The following is a 17,842-nucleotide window of genomic DNA, read 5'->3' as shown; positions in this document are numbered from 1 at the left end:
CCCATACCCGGTTCGAAAGCAGTCTATGGGCCGTCACCGACAGCCCCGGCGGTTACCGTCGGCGCCGCGCGGCTCGGCTGATCAGCGATCAGCCGACGAGATAGTCGCCGCTTACCAGATACCAACCGGCGTCCGCAACCAGCCCGATCGCGGCCACCGCCAACGCCAGATCGACCAGCCGGAAGCGTAGATCCGCAGTTCGGGCCCACGTCGCCGCGAACCGTTCGGCGAGTCGCTGCGGCGCCGTCACGGTCATCGCCACCAGCACCGCCACGGACAGGCACTGCGCGATGAGGACCCAGACCAGCTGGCCGAGCACCATCGCGAGCACCGAATCGGTCCGGCCGGATGCCACCACCCCGGCGACGAAACCGGGGTCCGCCGTCCAGGCGAGCACCAGCACCAACGCCAGGCCCACCGCGCCGGCGATACCGGCCCGCGGCGCACGCTCGGCTCGCGCGGTGCGCCCGTGCCGCCGGCGACTCAGCAGCCAACCCACGAGCAGGGCCGCGACGACGAACTCGACCACCGCCGGCCACCACCCCGTCCGGAGCAGGTGCCACCAGTCCACCCCGGCGAACCGACGGCCGACGGCCGCTGCGAGCACCGTGCCGAACAGCGGCGTGGCAACCAGCGCCGTACCCAGGAACACCGCCACGTCTCGCGGGCGGATTCCGGTGAGCAGTCCGGTGACCGCGATCAACGCGATGGTCGGGTCGAACCCGAGCAGGCCGAACCCGGCCATCTGCGACAGGTAACCCGCCGTCACCGGAGAACTGCCGTTCGCCGTCCGTGCAGCGAATCCGCCACGAAGATCGCCAGCGCCAGCCAGATCAGGCCGAAACCGATCCACCGCGAGGTCGGCATCGCTTCGTGCCCGACCAGAACACCCCAGGCCATCTGCAACGCCGGAGTCAGGTACTGCAGCAGACCCATCGTCACCAACGGCACCCGCCGCGCCGCAGCCCCGAACAGCAGCAGCGGCACGGCCGTGACCGGCCCGGCCGCGACGAGCAGGAAGGCGTGTGGCAGCGAGCCGCCGAGCGCCGAACCGCCGGTACCGACCAGGTAGCCGAGATAGGTCAGCGCGAGCGGTGCGGTGACCAGCCCCTCCGCGGTCAGACTGCGCATCGGGTCGAGCGGAACCACCTTCTTGATCACCCCGTAGACCGCGAACGAGCCGGCCAGCACCAGCGCGATCCAGGGCGCGCGGCCGTAGGCAACGGTGATCACGGTGACCGCGACCGTCGCCAGAGCCACTGCGGCCAGCTGTGCCGGACTCAGTCGCTCGCCGAAGAACATCACCCCGAACAACACGCTGACCAGTGGGGTGACGAAGTAGCCGAGCGCGCATTCCACGACATGCCCGGTGATCACCCCGTAGACGTAGACGCCCCAGTTCACCGCGATCGCGGCCGCCGCCACCGCCGACAACGCCCAGGCCCGGCCCGGAATCGCCGCCAACGTGCGCAGGCGTCCGGTCACCGTGAGCAGGGCGAGCATCGCAACCACGGTCCACACGATCCGATGCGCCAGGATCTCCATCGGGGCTGCGAACGCCAGCAGACCGAAGAATGCCGGGAACAGGCCCCAGATCAGGTACGCGCCGGCGCCGTAGCCGATGCCCGGCAGCCGAGAGAGCGATGGTGGCGGCATCGGCCGAGAGCGCAAAGCCATCAATGCTCCCTCGACGCGCGGCCCCTTGCAGATGCATGATTGCCTACGCTGGCTGCCATGTCGATTTCCGTGCAGGCGTCCAGGTCGCCGGGGCTGACCGCCGTCGAGGTCGCCGAGCGGGTGCGCGACGGCCGGTGCAACGACGTCCCGGACCGAGCCGGTCGCTCGGTCACCGACATCGTGCGGGCCAACGTGTTCACCCGGATCAATGCGATCCTCGGGGTGCTGTTCGTCCTGGTGGTGAGCACCGGGTCGATCATCGACGGGATGTTCGGGTTGCTCATCGTCGCCAACAGTGCGATCGGGATCGTGCAGGAGGTCCGCGCGAAGCGGACCCTGGACCGGCTCGCCATCGTCGGCCAGGCTCGCCCGATGGTCCGTCGGGGCGGAGTCGCGGCGGAGATCGCGCCGCACGACGTGGTGCTCGACGATGTGATCGAACTCGGGCCCGGCGACCAGATCGTCGTGGACGGCGACGTCCTGGAAGCGACCGGATTGGATGTCGACGAGTCACTGCTGACCGGCGAGGCGGACGCCGTGCACAAGCCGGTCGGCGCGCCGGTGCTTTCCGGTAGCTACGTGGTGGCCGGCAGCGGCGCCTATCGGGCCACCAAGGTGGGCCAGGACGCCTACGCCGCGAAACTCGCTGCCGAGGCGGCAAAGTTCACCCTGGTGCACTCCGAGCTACGCAGCGGGATCGACACCATCCTGAAGTTCATCACCTGGCTGTTGTTCCCGGCCGGCGCACTGATCATCTACAACCAGCTGTTCGCCAGCGGTCAGTCGTGGCGGCCGGCGGTGAACGGCATGGTGGCCGCGCTGGTGCCGATGGTGCCGGAAGGACTGGTGTTGATGACGTCGATCGCGTTCGCGGTCGGCGTGGTCCGGCTGGGTAAACGGCAGTGCCTGGTGCAGGAACTGCCGTCGATCGAGGGCTTGGCGCGGGTGGACGTGGTGTGCGCGGACAAGACCGGCACACTCACCGAGAACGGCATGCGGGTGGCCGAGGTGGAATCGCTCGGCGCGGCCGACCCGAGCGCGGTGCTGGCCGCACTCGCCGCCGACGATCCGCGGCCGAATGCGAGCGTCGCCGCCATCGGCGAGGCCTACCCGAGCAAACCGGGTTGGGCCTGCACCGCGACCGCGCCGTTCACCTCGGTCAAGAAGTGGAGTGGGCAGTCCTACGGGGAGCACGGAAACTGGGTACTCGGCGCACCGGACGTGCTGCTCGAGCCGGGCTCCGAGACCGCGGTGCGGGCCGAACAACGCGGTGCGACCGGACTACGGGTGCTGCTCCTGGCGGCGAGCGACCGGCCGGTGGACGCGCCCGACGCACCCGGCCGGGTCTCCCCGGCCGCGTTGGTGATCCTGGAACAGCGGGTCCGCGCCGATGCCCGGGCCACCCTGGACTATTTCGCCGGGCAGCACGTCGCGATCAAGGTGATCTCCGGCGACAACGCGGTGTCGGTCGGCGCGGTCGCCGGCTCGTTGGGCATCCCGGGCGGTGACACCCCGGTGGACGCCCGCACCCTGCCCGACGCGATCGAGCCGCTGGCCGCAGCCGTCGAGGCAGGCACCACCTTCGGCCGGGTGCGGCCGGACCAGAAGCGCGCCATGGTCACCGCCCTGCAATCGCGCGGGCACACGGTCGCGATGACCGGCGACGGAGTGAACGACGTGCTCGCGCTGAAGGACGCCGATATCGGCGTGGCGATGGGATCGGGCAGCGCGGCCACTCGCGCGGTGGCCCAGATCGTCCTGCTGGACAACAAGTTCGCCACCCTGCCGCATGTGGTCGGCGAGGGCCGCCGGGTGATCGGCAACATCGAACGGGTCGCGAACCTGTTCCTGACCAAGACCGTGTACTCGGTGCTGCTGGCATTCCTGATCGGTCTGTGCGGCGTCGGCTCGCAACTGTTCGGCTTCGAGCCGGTGCCGTATCCGTTCCTGCCCCGGCACGTCACGATCGCCGCCTGGTTCACCATCGGAATTCCGGCCTTCCTGCTGTCGCTGGCACCGAACAACGAACGTGCCCGGTCCGGGTTCGTCCGCCGGGTGATGCTGCTCGCGGTGCCGTCCGGGCTGGTGATCGGCACGATGACGTTCACCTCCTATCTGATCGCCTATGCCGGCCCGGACGCCACCGAGACCGAGCGGATTCAGGCCGGAACCAGCGCGTTGCTGACGCTGATCATCATTGCGATCTGGGTGCTGGGCATCGTCGCCCGGCCGTTCGTCTGGTGGAAGGTGGCGTTGATCGTCGGATCGGTGCTCGGCTATGTGATCCTGTTCACCGTCCCGTTCACCCAGCATTTCTTCGCCTTGGACCCGTCCAACCCGGCGCTGACCGGTGCCGCGGCCGGATGCGGGCTGGTCGGGATCGTGCTGGTGGAGGTCGGCTCCCGGATCACTCGGGCCCGACTGCGCACCGGATAGCCGAACCCACCGGCCCACACCACACCGGCGCCGCCTTATGCTGCCAACTCATGACCACGACCTTGGACGTGACCGCCCACTCGCAGTCGAAGCTCGGCCTCCGCTACCGCGACGAGGACAGCTACGAGGTCGGCAGGGAAAAGGTCCGCGAGTATGCACGGGCGGTGCAGGACCGGAACCAGGCGCATTGGGACGAGGCGGCGGCTGCGGAGCTGGGTCTGAGCGGACTGATCACGCCGACGACATTCATGTCGATCCCGGCGATGATGGCCAACCGTCGGCTGTTCGAGAAGATCCTGGTCGGCTACGAGGCGTTCGTGCAGACCGACCAAGTCTTCGAGTTCTACGCTCCGGTCGTCTCCGGTGATCGAGTCACCACCGACGTCGAGCTCTCCGGCGTCCGCAACATCGCCGGCAAGGACCTGCTGACCGTCACCAACACCTTCACCGACGAGGCGGACCGGGTGGTCCAGGTGATGCACACCACGGTGGCCGGGCTGACCGGCGCCGACGTGGAACCCGGCATCCGAGAGTCGGTCAAGGGAGTGCTGGCGCACGGGCTGGAACTGGACCAGAGCGACGAACCGGCGGTGATCGACGAACCGGCACCGGTCGGGCCGGTCGCGACCGACAGCGTCACCCGCACGTCGCGGACGTCGATTCGATTCGACGACGCGCAGATCGGTGCCGAGTTGCCGCCGCGGATCGCTCGGGTCGCCCGCGGTGACCTGGTCAACTACGCGGGTGTGGCCGGCGACGCCAATCCGATCCACTGGAACGACGACATCGCGATCCGGATCGGGCTACCCGGCGTGATCGCGCACGGAATGTTGACCATCGGGTACTGCGCCGGCTTCGTCAACGCGTGGTCCGGCGACCCGGCGGCACTGACCAAGTTCACCGCGCGGCTGTCGAACACCGTGCTGGTGGACGCCGACGACGGTAGTGAGATCGAATACACCGGCAAGATCAAATCTTTGGATCCGGAGAGCCGCTCCGCCCTGGTCGCCATCAGCGCCAAATCCGGCGGCAAGAAGATCTTCGGCTTGGCCACTGCCACCGTCCGGCTCAGCTGACCGGCGATCACGCCGGCGGCACCGGGCCGTCGTCCGAACCCGGACCGGCTCGATCGAGCTGCTCCGGCAGTAACGGGTCCACCGCGAACCAGCCGAACTCGGCGTCCGCCGGTAATGCCTGCACCGCGCGCACGCCCGGTCGGGCGGCGATCGCGCGCAGTTGCGTCGGTTCGCCGCGGACCAGGACTGCGACCACGCACGCGCAACCGGCGCGCAACCGAGCCGCCGATACCGTCGCTACATCTCGTTGTCGACCGGACGCCGGGAGTTCGGTGAGCAGCCGGTCGGCCGCCACCGCTGCCGAGTCGGCCACTCCGGGTGGCTCGCCGGGCACCGCGACGAGCAGCAACCGGGTCTGCACCCGCGGGATCGGCACGCGGTAAGCGACCTCGGATACCCGCACCGCACCGGTCGTCGCAGCCACCTCGGCCGGCCGGATCTCGGTCGTGAGCGACACCAGCGCCCAGCGCGGACCGGTCCCGTCCAGCGACTCGGCCGACCGGGCCAGATAGTCGGCGACCGGCTCGTTCGGCTCCGGACCGAGCCGGTCGGTCGGCGGAACGACGGCCACCGGCCGGACTGCAGCCCAACCCAGCACGATGAGCAGAACGGCAACGAGCCCACCCTGCAACGCCCGACCCGGCCATCCGGAAGGAGTTGGGTCAGGCATCTCGCAACACGCTCAGTGCGTGTGCCAGGTCGGCCGGATACTCGCTGGTGAGCTCCAGATAGCGACCGTCCGCAGGGTGGGCGAACCCCAGCGAACGGGCATGCAGCCATTGCCGCTGCAGGCCCAACCGCTGGGCCAGCCGAGGGTCCGCACCGTAGGTCAGGTCGCCGGCGCACGGGTGCCGGATCGCACTGAAGTGCACCCGGATCTGATGGGTGCGCCCGGTCTCCAGGCCGATGTCGAGCAGGCTCGCCGCCTGAAACGCCTCGACGGTGTCGTAGTGGGTGATGCTGGCCCTGCCGTCCTCGGTGACGGCGAACTTCCACTCGTCGCCGCGGGCATGACCGATCGGCGCGTCGATGGTGCCGCTGCTCGGGTCCGGGTGCCCCTGGACCAACGCGTGATACCGCTTGTCCACGGTGCGCTGCTTGAACGCCCGTTTCAGCGCGGTGTAGGCCCGCTCGGATTGGGCGACCACCATCACCCCGGACGTACCGACGTCGAGCCGGTGCACGATACCTTGGCGTTCCTGCGCGCCCGAGGTGGAGATCCGGTAACCGGCCGCGGCCAGGCCGCCCACCACGGTCGGGCCGGTCCAGCCGACGCCGGTGTGTGCGGCCACGCCGGCCGGCTTGTCCACCGCCACTATGTCGTCGTCGGCGTAGAGGATCGTCATTCCGGCCACAGGTTCGGGTTCGACCTGCAGCTCCCGCTTCGGCTCCGGCAGGTCCACCTCCAGCCAGCCGCCGGCAACCAGCTTGTCCGACTTGCCGGCCGGCGCACCGTCCAGCCGTACCGCGCCCGTCTCGGCGAGGACCGCCACGGTGGTTCGGGACAGCCCGAGCAACCGGGCCAGACCGGCATCGACCCGCATACCGTCCAGCCCGTCCGGAATCGGCAGCGAGCGACTTTCCCTCACCGGCGCGGCGCCCGGGTTCCGTCCGGCTCGTAGCCGAGCACGGTGAGCGCGATCAGCAGGATCGCCCCGCACACGATGGACGAGTCGGCGACATTGAACACCGGCCACCAGCCGACCGAGACGAAATCGACCACATGTCCCTGCAGCGGCCCGGGCGCCCGGAACAAGCGGTCCACCAGGTTGCCCAGCGCGCCGGCCAGCACCATGCCCAGACCGACCGCCCACCACGTCGACCGCAGCCGCCGACCGAACCGGATCACCCCGACCACGACCGCGATCGCGATACAGGTCAGCAGCCAGGTCATCCCGGTGGCGAAGGAGAACGCCGCACCCGGATTGCGAACCAAGCGCAACGTCACCAGATCGCCGATCACCGATACCGACCGGCCCGGTTGCAGCCAGGAAACCACCGCTACCTTGGTCAGCACGTCGGCGAGCAGGAGTACCGCAGCGACCCCGAGCAACGTCGGCAGCCGCGACCGCTCGGCCGACGGCACAACCGGCGCGGCCGGCTCACCGCTCGAGGTTTCGCTGCTCACGCGGTTATCATCCCTCATCCCGCGAGGCACTTCGCGGCAGCCCGTAACCTGGGGACGTGACCAAGGTCCCCGGAGTGCGCGGCAACCGACGCACCGGCGCCCTGGCACTCGCCGCCACCATCGGATTCGGCGTGTTGACGGTCGGTTTCGGCCTGCTCGCGGTCGGCTGCAGCGCCGGGACCGCAGTCGACCGGGTCAATCCACTGGCCGCCGATACCACGCAACCGGATATCGCAGTACCGATGTCCGCGGTCACCACCGACGTTGTCGAGTCGGGCGACGAACCCCTCGAGCAGCTCGGCCCGCGACTGCCGGCCGCGGTGCAGCAGCGGGTGGTATTGCAGGTCGGCAACGAGACCAAGCTCCGGATCGGCGACACCGAAGAGTCCAACCGATCCACCGTCCAGCTGCACATCCCGCTGGTCGCCACCGCTGCCGCGGGTGGAGTGGAGGTCGTCGTCGGTGACGTGACCACCGACGACGAAAATTTGCGTGCGGCGGTCGGCACCCTGGACGGCTCACACGTGCGGCTGAACCTGAGCCCGGCCGGCGCCGTGACCGCACTGGGACTGCAAGCCGACACGAGCCAGTCCAGCGTGGCTCGCGCGGCCCTGGAGCGAGCTTTCTACCAGGCCGCGTACCAATCGATCACCTTTCCGGACCGACCGATCGGGGTCGGCGCGGTCTGGACCATCGACCAACAGATGTCGCCGGGACTGCCGCTGAACCAGCGCACCACCGCGCGACTCCTGGCTCGCGACGGCGACCTGCTCACCGTCGCGGTCGACATCGCCCAGAGCCCTCGGGATCGGATCTGGGACCTGCCGGGCGGCACCGGCGCATTGCGAGTCGACGACTACACGATGACCGGTCACGGCCAGATCACCGTCGACCTCGGACTGCCGTTGCCGGTGCGCGGGGCGGTCACCGTGCAAGGAACTCAGTCCTACACCGCGCCGTCCGGCGGCACCACGTTCTATCAGGCGATCAGCAACGAGATCCGATGGGGTACCTGAGCCGCGGCGCGGCCGCGGGAGTCGCGGCACTGCTGCTGGCGGCACTCGGCGGGTGCGGCGCCGACGACCCGGTAACCCCGTTGGGCACCCCGGTCACCGTGCCCGACCTGCCGAGCGGCACCCCGCTCCCCCCGGTGGAAACCCTGCGGACCCGATTGCTCACCGTTGCCGACCTGCCGACCGGTTTCGCCCCACTCACGGACCCCGGTCCCACCGGTCTCGACTCCGCCGATACCGGGTCGAGCGATCCCGGACCGACCGCCGCGCCGGACAGGTCGCGAACCGATCCGGCGGAGTGTGCGCGTGTGCTGGCTCCGATCGCGCAACAGCAAACCGGCGCGGCCGCAGCAGCCGCGGTGCACTACGGCGGACCGGAGCTGACCAGCATCGACATCGACGTGGCCAGTTTTCCCGCAGCTCGACTGACGCCGGCATTCACCGGCCTGCAGGACCTGCTGCATCGGTGCGCTCACTACAGCGGCACCGATGCGGATGGGATCGAGGTCGACTATGCGGTCGGCCGAGGAGACCAGCCGGCGGCGGGCGACGCGTCGGTCAGTGTGCGGATCGTGACCCGCAGCCAAGGCCTGGAGCTGACTTCGGACGTGGTCCTGTCGGCGGTCGGACCGACCTTGCTGCAGTTCGCCGCCAGCGGTCAGCAGCCGGTAGATCCCCGGCTGCTGACCGATCTGGTGTCGACCCAGGTGCGCCGGCTCCGCGGCACTCCCGGTCCCTGACCTGCGAGGTCAGGAAGCCGGGCAAGCCGCCGACTGGATGTTGGCCAGCTGGAGCGCGTTGCACGCCCAGGCCTTCTCGATCTTCCACTTTCCACCGTCGGCGACGAACGGCACGGTGCCCGGATTGGTCTGACCGTTGGCGGTGAAGTTACCGGTGGCCTGCAGCGTGTCGCCGAGGTTCTGCACGCCGGTGATCTCGATCTGCGCGCCGGTCTGCTTGTAGGCATCCGCCAGCCGGTTCACCAGCTCCGGATCGGCTTCGGTTCCCTGGATGTAGTCGGCCTTCTCCGCCACCGGCACGCTCGGGTCGAGGGCGCGCTGCAGTTCGGTATTCAGGTCGGCGACCGTCGGCACCGCCGGCATGCCCGCGGCAGCGGTGCCCGATGCCCCGGCCGCACCCGACGACTCTGCCGCACCCGACGACTCTGCCGCACCCGATGTCGCGGTCGTGGAGTGCCCGGAGTGGGACGTGCTCGATGAGCTCTTGCTGCTGTCACTGTCGTCGGAGCTGCAGGCCGTCATGGTGAGCGCGCCGGCAAGGGCCAATCCCGCGACGAGTGCCCGGCTGGTCGTGCGAACCTTCAACTGTTCGTCCTTTTCCTGTGGTTTCGTAGGTTTTACCGTGCCCGAACCCGACCGGCGAAGAGCCGGCGTCGCCGGGCGGAGCCCAGGCTACCGGGCGAATCGGTCAGCCGCCCGGACCGGTCGGCGCGGCCGACGCCGATGCGGGGCAGACCGGCGAGCTGATCTGCAGCGTCTCCACCTTCGCGCACGCCCATGAGCTGGCGATCTGCCACTGCCCGTCCGCCGCCACAAACGGCACTGTGCCGGTGGTCACCTGGCCGTTCAGGGTGAGCCGGACGGTCGCGGCGAGCCGATCGCCGGTCGGGGTGACATCGGTGATCACCGCCTGGGCGCCGACCGAGCGATATATCTGGGCCAGCTGGTCGAGCAACGACGGATCGGCAGCCAGCCCCTGCATCAATCCGACCTTCTGCGTGGCCGGCACGGCCGGATCCAGGGCGGTGCGGAACCGGGCGTCGAGCTCCGACGCGGTCGGCACCGGGGGCAAGGCGGGACCGGTCGGGGTCGCGCTGTCCGGATAGCTGACTTCCACGGTGTTGCCGCAGCCGGCGAGGAGCACCGTCGCCAGGCACGCCATCGTCACCGCAGCCGGGCGGAACCATCGCACACACACGCCACTCATTCTTCCGGGTCGGAACGGCCGACACCGGCGAACACGGCGAACAGCCGTTCGAGCGCGGCCGGATCGCCGGCGACGGTGGTATCCGGCGCCGCCGCGACCGGCAAGCCGTGCCAGACCAGCGCCGCCAGCGTGCGTGGTGCGGTATCCAGCACGACCTGCGGGTCGACCGCCGCGCCGCGCACCGTCAGCAACGCACCGTCGCGGACCGCGACCCGGAACACCTCGCCGGACAGCCGCAGTTCCGCCTCGACCGAACGGCCGACCGCGCGCGCCGGGTCGAACATCGTGCGCAGTGCGACCACGGCCGCATCCGGACTGAAGTCCGGCGAATCCGCCGGGAGCGCAACCGCGCTGCCGAATCGGCCCAGCGCGTGCAGAACCGGCTCGAGCTCGACGCCGCGGGCGGTCAGTTCGTACACCCGCACGCGTCCCGGACCGCCGACCGTGCTCCGGCGCACCAATCCGGCCGCTTCCAGGTCCCGCAACCGCTGCGATAGCACGTCCGGGCCGATCCGGCCCAGTCCCGCCTGCAGATCGGTGTACCGCTTGGGACCCAGCACCAGCTCCCGGACCACCAGCAGGGACCAGCGGTCTCCGATCAGGTCGAGCGCCCGCGCGATTCCGCAGGCATCACCGTAACTCCGGGTGGCCATCTCGGAAGTATATAAAACCCAGTAACTACTTGGAATTTCCAATTATCGCGGGTTAGGCTTCGACCATGAGCGAACGAGACGGATATCCGCCCGGGGTGCCCGCCTGGGTCACCTGCTTGGTCGGTGACCTGGACGCGGCCGCCGACTTCTACCGGCAGGTCTTCGGCTGGTCCTGGAACGTCAGCACCGAGCACGATTACGCGGTCGCGACGCTGCGTGGCCGCGAGGTAGCCGGCATCGGCCCGGTCGCCGCAGCCGGACCGGACGCCGGGACCGGCTGGGTCACCGAAGTCCGGGTCGAGGATGCAGCGGCCACCGCGGACGCCGTGCGCGCCGCCGGCGGCTCGGTGCTGAGCGGACCGCTGGACCTGTCGCCGGCGAGCATCCTGACCGTGTTGGCCGACCCGGCAGGCGCGGTGCTGTGCGCCGCCCAGCCGGTCGGCAGGTCCGGTGCGCAGCTGGTCAACGAGCCCTCGACGTGGTCGATGAGCGCACTGAGCACGCCGGACCCGGCCGCGGTGGCCGACTTCTACCACACGGTGTTCGGCTGGGAGCGTACGGATTTCGGACCGACGACGCTATGGCAGGTGCCCGGCTACGTCGGCGGTGAGCCGACCCAGCCGGTGCCGCGCGACGTCGTCGCGGTAACGCACCAGGCCCCCGCGCCCGCACGCTGGGGCGTCGATTTCTGGATTGCCGACGTCGAGGCGGCCGCCGATGCGGCCGCAGCGGCCGGCGGCCAGGTGATCACCGCCCCGGCGGACCGGTCGGGCCTGCCGTTGCGCACGGCGCTGCTGGCCGACCCGGACGGCAGCCCGTTCTCGGTCAGCCAGTTGCTGCCCTGACCGATTGCTGCACCGGTGGCTCGGGTCAGCCCAGGCTGTCCAGCGGATCGGCCGGACTCAGCGCCGGATCGTCCGCGGCGAGCGTGCGGGCCGGGCCGGGGCCGGTCGATCGGGTTTCGAAGCGGACCGTGAGCACTCCGTGGCCGGCGCCTTGCACCCAGCCGTGCCCGAACTCGACGTGCCGCACATCCGCGCCGGTCCGCCAGCCGGACGGACCGGCGGTGCCGGCACCGTCGGGAGCCGGCAGCTCGGCATCCGGCAGGTCCGCAGCGATCGGCGGCGCGCCGAGCTCGGGGAACAACGTCTCCTGGCGGATGGACGACAACCCACCGAAACCGACCCCGACCAGTCGCACCGGGCCGAACTCGACCGGATCGATCACCGACCGTTGTGCAGCGGCGGTGAGCAGCGCCGGATCGGCCGTGGCGTACGGCAGGGTGACCGACCGGGTGACGATACTCATGTCGGCATGCTTGAGCTTGAGCACGACCGTGCGCGCGGACCGGCCGTCCCGGATCAGCCGGCTGTGCGCCGCAGCGGCGATCTCGGCCACCGCAGCCCGCAGGGCACCGACGGTCGCGACATCGACCGAGAACGTGGTCTCCGCGCTGACCTGCTTGGCCGCGCCCCGCTCGGTGACCGGCCGATCGTCGCTACCGCGGGCCAGTCGGTGCAGCGCGGCACCGAGCGCGCCGCCGAGCAGACCGGTGACCTCCGACTCGGGCAAGGCGGCAAACGCGCCGATCGTCGTCACTCCGATCCCACGCAGTTTCGCCTCGGCCACCGGGCCGATCCCCCACAGCTTGCGCACCGGCAGCCCGGCCAGCAGCCGATCCTGCTCGGCCGCGGTGATCACCCGGATGCCGTCCGGCTTGGCCAGCCCGGATGCGATCTTGGCCAGCTGTTTGCCGCTGCCGGCCCCGATCGAGGCGACCAGGCCGGTCCGCGCGCGCACCGCGGCGCGCAGCTCGGCACAGAACGCGACGACCTGCTCGGCCGACGCCCCGGAGAGTTCGGCCGGCTCGCCGAACGCCTCGTCCAGCGACAGCTGCTCGAGTACCGGGAGCCGGGTCCGGAGCACCTCGAACACGTCGCGGCTGACCGCCGAATAGACCACCCCGCGCGGCGGCAGCACGACCGCGGCGCCGCCGACCAGCCGCCGGGCCTGATGCATCGGCATCGCCGATCGCGCACCGAACACCCGAGCTGCGTAGCTGGCCCCGGCCACCACACCCCGGCTCCCTGCACCACCGACCAGCACCGGGCGACCGGCCAAGGTCGGTCGGGTCAGCTGCTCCACCGAGGCGAAGAACGCGTCCATATCCAGGTGCAGCACCCAACGCCCGGCCCCGGTCACGAGCCGGGATGTGTCACAGCCGGGCGAGCGCAGCGCGGGCGTCGCCGGCCAACGCGAGCGCATCCCGGCCCGGGTCGCCGAGCTCCAGCGACACCGCCAGGATCTCGCCGGCGATCAGGTCGCGGTGGGTCCGGGCCCAGCCGAGCCGATCGGCCGGCACGTCCAGCACCACCCGGATCCGATCGGAGACGGCGAGGCCGGCGGCCTTGCGCGCGTCCTGGAGCTCGCGGATCAGGTCCCGGGCCCACCCCTCGGCCGCCAGCTCTTCGGTGACCACCGAGTTCAGCACCACCAGGCCGGTGTTGCCCGGCAGCGCTGCCGTCGACTCCGGTTCGGCGGCAACCAATCGTCGGGTGTATTCCGCAGGGAGCAACTCGACGTCACCGTCGGGGGTCGTCACCACGACGATCCCGTCCCCGCGCTCGGTCCAGGCGCCGGCCTTGACCGCCTTGATCACGGCCTGCACGGTCTTGCCCAACCGTGGCCCGGCGGCCCGCGCGTTCACCACCAGCTCGAATCGGCCGTGCACCGCGACATCAGTGGTCAGGTCGACCCGCTTGACGTTGACCTCGTCGGCGATCAGCTCCGCGAACGGCGCCAGGCGGGGCGCCTGCGGTGCCGCGACGGTCACCTCGGACAGCGGCAACCGGACCCGCAACTGTTGCGCCTTGCGCAGGCCCAGCACCGTCGAGCAGACCGAGCGCACCTCGTCCATCGACGACACCAGGTCCGGATCGGCGGGCAGTTCCGCCGGCTCCGGCCAGTCGGTCAGGTGCACCGATTCGCCGCCGGTCAGGCCACGCCAGATCGCCTCGGTGGTCAGCGGCAGCAACGGGGCCGCCAGTCGGCCGGCCACCTCCAGCACGGTGTGCAGCGTGTCGATCGCGTCCCGGTCCTCGTCCCAGAACCGCTGCCGGGACCGGCGCACGTACCAGTTGGTCAGCGCGTCGCAGAACCCGCGCAGCTCTTCGCAGGCACCTGCGATGTCGTCGTGGTCCAGCGCCTCGGTCAGCACGTCCCGGGTCGCGGCCAGCTTCGCCAGGATGTAGCGATCGAGGACATGCGGCGAGTCGGTCCGCCACCGGCCCGGGCGATCGGCATACAGCTGCAGGAAACTCCAGGCGTTCCACAGCGGCCGCTGCGCGTGGCTCGCGCCCTCGCGGATACCGCGTTCGGTGACGATCAGGTTCCCGCCGCGCAGCACCGGACTGCTCATCAGGAACCACCGCATCGCGTCCGAGCCGTCCCGGTCGAACACCTCGTTCACATCCGGGTAGTTGCCCTTGGACTTGCTCATCTTCTGCCCGTCCTCGCCGAGCACGATGCCGTGCGCGACGACGGTACGGAACGCCGGCCGGTCGAACAGCGCGGTGGCCAGCACGTGCAGGGTGTAGAACCAGCCGCGGGTCTGGCCGTTGTACTCGACGATGAAATCACCCGGGTTGTGGCCGGCCCGCTCGCCGGTGACCCCGTCGAACCAGTCGGCGTTCTCGAACGGGTAATGCACCTGTGCGTACGGCATCGAGCCGGACTCGAACCAGCAGTCCAGCACCTCCGGCACCCGGCGCATCGTCGAGCGCCCGGTCGGATCGTCCGGATTCGGCCGGGTCAGCTCGTCGATCATCGGCCGATGCAGGTCGGTGGGCCGCACCCCGAAGTCGCGCTCCAGCTCGTCGAGGCTGCCGTAGACGTCGGTCCGCGGATACTGCGGGTCGTCGGAGACCCAGACCGGGATCGGACTACCCCAATACCGGTTCCGGCTGATGTTCCAGTCCCGGGCACCCTCGAGCCACTTGCCGAACTGGCCGTCCCGGACATGCTCGGGCACCCAGGTGATCTGCTGGTTCAGCTCCACCATCCGGTCCCGGAACTCGCTGACCGCGACAAACCAGGACGGCACCGCCATATAGATCAACGGCTGCCCGGACCGCCAACTGTGCGGGTAGGAGTGTTCGATCGTCTCGTGCCGCAGAATCCGTCCGGCGGTCTTGAGATCCCGGATGATCTCCGGGTTCGCGTCGAAGACCTGCAGGCCCTCGTACGGCGGCACCAGCGCGGTGAACTTCCCGCCCGGGTCCAGCGGCTGCACCAGCTCGATCCCGTTGGCGAGGCAATACTCCATGTCCTCTTCGCCGAACGCCGGTGCCATGTGCACGATCCCGGTACCGGAATCGGTGGTCACGTAATCGGCCGCGATCACCCGATGCGCGTTCGGCCGGCCCCGCTCCGGGCCGGCGAAGAAGTCGAACGGCGGCTCGTAGGCCAGACCCACCAGGTCGGCACCGGCATACTCGTCGAGTACCTCCGGCTCGGCGCCCAGTTCGCGGGCATAGTGCGACAGCCGGTCCGCCGCGACCACGTATCGGTTGCCGTCGGTCGTACGGATCTGCACGTACCGCACGGCCGGGTGCACCGCGATCGCCAGGTTGGCCGGCAGGGTCCACGGCGTCGTGGTCCAGATCAGCGCGTTCGCCCCCGCGAGCGGACCGCCGGCCGGGTCGAGCAGGGGCATCGTGACCGTCACCGCCGGGTCCTGCCGCATCCGGTAGGCATCGTCGAGCCGCGTCTCCTGATTCGACAGTGGCGTCTGCTCGTACCAGCTGTAGGGCAGCACCCGGAAACCCTGGTAGATCAGTCCCTTGTCGTGCAGCGCCTTGAATGCCCACATCACCGACTCCATGAAGTCGAGATCGAGGGTCTTGTAGTCGTTGTCGAAGTCGACCCAGCGGGCCTGCCGGGTCACATAAGCCCGCCAGTCGTCGGTGTACCGCAATACCGACGATCGGCAGTAGTCGTTGAACGCCGCCAGGCCCATCGCGCCGATATCGGCCGACTTGATCCCGAGCTGCCGCTCGGCTTCGAGCTCGGCCGGCAACCCGTGGCAATCCCAACCGAACCGCCGCTCGACCTTGAATCCACGCATGGTCCGGTACCGCGGCACGATGTCCTTGACATACCCGGTCAGCAGATGGCCGTAGTGCGGGAGCCCGTTGGCGAACGGCGGGCCGTCGTAGAACACGTACTCCGGCGCGTCGGCTCGGCGGTCCACGCTGGCCCGAAAGGTCCCGCGCGTGGCCCAGTAATCCAGAATCCGCCGCTCCAGCTCGGGAAACTGCACGCCGGCGTCGGCCCGGGCGACACCCGGATCGACCCGCGGGTAGGTGGGCGATACTGCTTCGTCGGTCTCCGGCGCGGTCATCTCTGATCTCCCTGCGTGCCGTCGGTATCGGGCACGGGGACGACGGTCAGCCTCCGGTGCTGCACGCCGCGGTACCACCCCGCTTGCCCCGGCGACCACCGGGACCTCTCGCCATGAGCTGTGCCGGGCTCACCCGTTCGGTTCTAGTAAGCGACGCGGTGCGCCGCCGTTCTTCCGAAAGGCTCCCCGGTGATGGCCGGATCCTCGCCTTGTGTCGTTGCGTCCACCGGGTTGCGTATGCGCCCAGCGGATCGCTGTGTGCTGTGTCGTTGGCATCCTACGACTGACGTCGATCGGATATTCCTCAGCGTGCGTGCCGACCACGGGGTCCGCGGTCGTTCTCGCTTTCGAGCGGTGTTCGACGTACCGACAACGCGCTGGCCAACAGAAGGACCGCACCGATCACGCACACCACGATGCATCCCCAAGCCCACAGAACGGACCCGGTGATCAGCGCGAGCACGAGCAGCGCGAACCCGGCGGCGGCAAGCGCCAACGTCAGTACCACGATTGTTCCCTCAGGTGCCGAGACCTGTTCTGGTCGGGTGGGGCGTCGTCGTCGGCTGCATCGCGACGCGACCCCGGCTCAGCCTACTGGGTGGTTCCCTTCGAGAACGTCGGCGTCCCGTGGTTGATAGTGGCGTCGGCGAACGCGTCTCCGCCCTCGGTCGGCACGGCCGAACCACGATTTTCCAGCTCCTCGAGCTGGGATTCGAGGTAGGACTTGAGTCGCACCCGGTACTCCCGCTCGAACGTCTTGAGCTGCTCGATTCGACCCTCGAGCACCGACCGCTGCTGGTTGATGGTGGCCATGATCTCGGTGTGCTTGCGCTCGGCATCGGCCTGCAGCGCGTCCGCCTTCTCCTTGGCCTGCCGGAGCTGGGTCTCGGAGCGAGTCTGCGCGTCCGCGAGCAGCGCCTCCGACTTCTGCCGGGCGTCACCGATCATCGCCTCCGACCGCACCCGGGCATCGGTGACCAAACGCTCGGAATTGGTCCGGGCGTTGTTCATCAGCTGCTCGGACTCGACCTTGGCATCGTTGGTGAGCCGGTCGGCCATCTCCTGGGCCAGACCGAGCACCTTCGCGGCCTGCACGTTCGCGTCTCCCGAGGTCTGCGTGCTCGGCATCGCCGACGCGATCTGGGTCGGCTGGGTGGGCGGCGGTGGCGGTGGGGCAGGCGCCGGCGGCTTCGGTTCCGGCATCCGCTTGGGCAACTCCGGTTCCGACTTCGGCGGCTGCTGCATCATGGCGGTGACCTGGGCGTTGTTACCCTTCTTGGCCTCGGCCAGCTCGGCGTCCAGTTCACCTACTCGCTGCCGGAGATCGGCGTTCTCCTCGATCAAGCGGGCGAGCTCCTGCTCGACGAGGTCGAGAAACGCATCGACCTCGTCTTCGTTGTATCCGCGCTTACCGATCGGAGGTTTACTGAACGCGACGTTGTGCACATCTGCTGGAGTCAGCGGCATGGAAGGATCCCTTCACGCATCATGGAGCGGTCGAGCAAGCATTC

17 protein-coding genes are annotated in these 17,842 nt (G+C 69.7%); 5 read left to right on the top strand and 12 right to left on the bottom strand.

The features are described 5' to 3' along the window. Positions 1–88 precede the first annotated feature (88 nt). Positions 89–769, bottom strand: a complete 681-nt coding sequence (locus KV203_RS07165) for a hypothetical protein (protein ID WP_066473179.1) — start codon at positions 767–769, stop codon at positions 89–91. Next, on the bottom strand, positions 766–1,677 hold the full coding sequence (rarD, locus tag KV203_RS07160) for an EamA family transporter RarD (RefSeq protein WP_246600677.1): 912 nt from the start codon (positions 1,675–1,677) through the stop codon (positions 766–768). Before rarD ends, KV203_RS07165 begins: the two co-directional genes overlap by 4 nt. A 57-nt stretch (positions 1,678–1,734) precedes the next feature. Between rarD and KV203_RS07155 the strand changes: the two genes are divergently transcribed. Both KV203_RS07155 and KV203_RS07150 read left to right on the top strand, forming a co-directional pair. Next, entirely contained in the window at positions 1,735–4,113 is a 2,379-nt protein-coding gene (locus tag KV203_RS07155) for an HAD-IC family P-type ATPase (RefSeq protein ID WP_066473174.1), read from the top strand. Positions 4,114–4,163: 50 nt separating this feature from the next. Continuing rightward, positions 4,164–5,189, top strand: a complete 1,026-nt coding sequence (locus tag KV203_RS07150; RefSeq protein WP_066473171.1) for a fused (3R)-hydroxyacyl-ACP dehydratase subunits HadA/HadB — start codon at positions 4,164–4,166, stop codon at positions 5,187–5,189. 7 nt (positions 5,190–5,196) lie between these two features. Here KV203_RS07150 and KV203_RS07145 read toward each other — a convergent pair whose 3' ends face one another. From KV203_RS07145 to lspA, 3 genes are read right to left on the bottom strand one after another with little or no spacing between them, the layout of a single operon-like run. Then, the gene (locus tag KV203_RS07145) at positions 5,197–5,859 is read right to left on the bottom strand and encodes a hypothetical protein (protein WP_083530230.1); all 663 of its coding nucleotides are present in this window, start codon (positions 5,857–5,859) and stop codon (positions 5,197–5,199) included. Further along, on the bottom strand, positions 5,852–6,778 hold the full coding sequence (locus KV203_RS07140; protein ID WP_066473166.1) for an RluA family pseudouridine synthase: 927 nt from the start codon (positions 6,776–6,778) through the stop codon (positions 5,852–5,854). The genes KV203_RS07145 and KV203_RS07140 overlap by 8 nt, the downstream gene beginning before the upstream one ends. Then, positions 6,775–7,335, bottom strand: coding sequence for a signal peptidase II (gene lspA / locus KV203_RS07135; protein WP_083530229.1), 561 nt, complete (start codon positions 7,333–7,335; stop codon positions 6,775–6,777). Before lspA ends, KV203_RS07140 begins: the two co-directional genes overlap by 4 nt. 38 nt (positions 7,336–7,373) lie before the next feature. Between lspA and KV203_RS07130 the strand changes: the two genes are divergently transcribed. Both KV203_RS07130 and KV203_RS07125 read left to right on the top strand, forming a co-directional pair. Further along, positions 7,374–8,333, top strand: a complete 960-nt coding sequence (locus tag KV203_RS07130; protein WP_157079897.1) for a hypothetical protein — start codon at positions 7,374–7,376, stop codon at positions 8,331–8,333. Beyond that, positions 8,321–9,070 (top strand): sensor domain-containing protein, encoded by a 750-nt coding sequence (locus KV203_RS07125; protein WP_066473156.1) that lies wholly within the window; start codon positions 8,321–8,323, stop codon positions 9,068–9,070. The genes KV203_RS07130 and KV203_RS07125 overlap by 13 nt, the downstream gene beginning before the upstream one ends. Before the next feature lie 9 nt (positions 9,071–9,079). On the opposite strand, the gene KV203_RS07120 is transcribed toward KV203_RS07125, so the two are convergent. The 3 genes from KV203_RS07120 to KV203_RS07110 all read right to left on the bottom strand — a co-directional run bounded on the left by KV203_RS07120 (position 9,080) and on the right by KV203_RS07110 (position 10,930). After that, positions 9,080–9,655, bottom strand: a complete 576-nt coding sequence (locus tag KV203_RS07120) for a WKL family lipoprotein (RefSeq protein WP_066473153.1) — start codon at positions 9,653–9,655, stop codon at positions 9,080–9,082. A 103-nt stretch (positions 9,656–9,758) separates the two neighbouring features. After that, complete coding sequence (locus tag KV203_RS07115) at positions 9,759–10,268, bottom strand: WKL family lipoprotein (protein ID WP_157079896.1); 510 nt, start codon at positions 10,266–10,268, stop codon at positions 9,759–9,761. Between the two features lie 5 nt (positions 10,269–10,273). Further along, on the bottom strand, positions 10,274–10,930 hold the full coding sequence (locus tag KV203_RS07110; RefSeq protein ID WP_066473149.1) for a winged helix-turn-helix transcriptional regulator: 657 nt from the start codon (positions 10,928–10,930) through the stop codon (positions 10,274–10,276). 65 nt (positions 10,931–10,995) lie between these two features. Between KV203_RS07110 and KV203_RS07105 the strand changes: the two genes are divergently transcribed. Then, positions 10,996–11,775 carry a VOC family protein gene (locus KV203_RS07105; RefSeq protein WP_066473146.1) on the top strand — a complete coding sequence of 260 codons (780 nt, stop codon included), beginning with the start codon at positions 10,996–10,998 and terminating at the stop codon, positions 11,773–11,775. A 25-nt stretch (positions 11,776–11,800) separates the two neighbouring features. On the opposite strand, the gene KV203_RS07100 is transcribed toward KV203_RS07105, so the two are convergent. The 4 genes from KV203_RS07100 to wag31 all read right to left on the bottom strand — a co-directional run bounded on the left by KV203_RS07100 (position 11,801) and on the right by wag31 (position 17,798). Further along, on the bottom strand, positions 11,801–13,096 hold the full coding sequence (locus tag KV203_RS07100) for a DNA polymerase IV (RefSeq protein WP_246600929.1): 1,296 nt from the start codon (positions 13,094–13,096) through the stop codon (positions 11,801–11,803). Between the two features lie 49 nt (positions 13,097–13,145). After that, positions 13,146–16,331, bottom strand: a complete 3,186-nt coding sequence (ileS, locus tag KV203_RS07095) for an isoleucine--tRNA ligase (RefSeq protein ID WP_066473143.1) — start codon at positions 16,329–16,331, stop codon at positions 13,146–13,148. 304 nt (positions 16,332–16,635) lie between these two features. Continuing rightward, positions 16,636–16,842, bottom strand: coding sequence for a hypothetical protein (locus KV203_RS07090; RefSeq protein WP_066473141.1), 207 nt, complete (start codon positions 16,840–16,842; stop codon positions 16,636–16,638). Positions 16,843–16,922: 80 nt separating this feature from the next. Then, the gene (gene wag31, locus KV203_RS07085; protein ID WP_066473139.1) at positions 16,923–17,798 is read right to left on the bottom strand and encodes a DivIVA-like cell division protein Wag31; all 876 of its coding nucleotides are present in this window, start codon (positions 17,796–17,798) and stop codon (positions 16,923–16,925) included. Positions 17,799–17,842 lie beyond the last annotated feature (44 nt).

Source organism: Skermania piniformis (assembly GCF_019285775.1).
GTDB classification, from domain to species: domain Bacteria; phylum Actinomycetota; class Actinomycetes; order Mycobacteriales; family Mycobacteriaceae; genus Skermania; species Skermania pinensis.
Note: the sequence above shows the minus strand (reverse complement) of the source record. Positions and strands in the feature narration are given on the sequence as shown.

Bases quoted from the DNA above. Each gene is read 5' to 3' on its own strand.
- wag31 (WP_066473139.1), bottom strand. From the start codon at position 17,798: ATGCCGCTGACTCCAGCAGATGTGCACAACGTCGCGTTCAGTAAACCT.
- lspA (WP_083530229.1), bottom strand. From the start codon at position 7,335: ATGAGGGATGATAACCGCGTGAGCAGCGAAACCTCGAGCGGTGAGCCG.
- KV203_RS07150 (WP_066473171.1), top strand. From the start codon at position 4,164: ATGACCACGACCTTGGACGTGACCGCCCACTCGCAGTCGAAGCTCGGC.
- KV203_RS07105 (WP_066473146.1), top strand. From the start codon at position 10,996: ATGAGCGAACGAGACGGATATCCGCCCGGGGTGCCCGCCTGGGTCACC.
- KV203_RS07155 (WP_066473174.1), top strand. From the start codon at position 1,735: ATGTCGATTTCCGTGCAGGCGTCCAGGTCGCCGGGGCTGACCGCCGTC.
- KV203_RS07100 (WP_246600929.1), bottom strand. From the start codon at position 13,096: ATGGACGCGTTCTTCGCCTCGGTGGAGCAGCTGACCCGACCGACCTTG.
- ileS (WP_066473143.1), bottom strand. From the start codon at position 16,331: ATGACCGCGCCGGAGACCGACGAAGCAGTATCGCCCACCTACCCGCGG.
- KV203_RS07125 (WP_066473156.1), top strand. From the start codon at position 8,321: ATGGGGTACCTGAGCCGCGGCGCGGCCGCGGGAGTCGCGGCACTGCTG.
- KV203_RS07110 (WP_066473149.1), bottom strand. From the start codon at position 10,930: ATGGCCACCCGGAGTTACGGTGATGCCTGCGGAATCGCGCGGGCGCTC.
- KV203_RS07145 (WP_083530230.1), bottom strand. From the start codon at position 5,859: ATGCCTGACCCAACTCCTTCCGGATGGCCGGGTCGGGCGTTGCAGGGT.
- rarD (WP_246600677.1), bottom strand. From the start codon at position 1,677: ATGGCTTTGCGCTCTCGGCCGATGCCGCCACCATCGCTCTCTCGGCTG.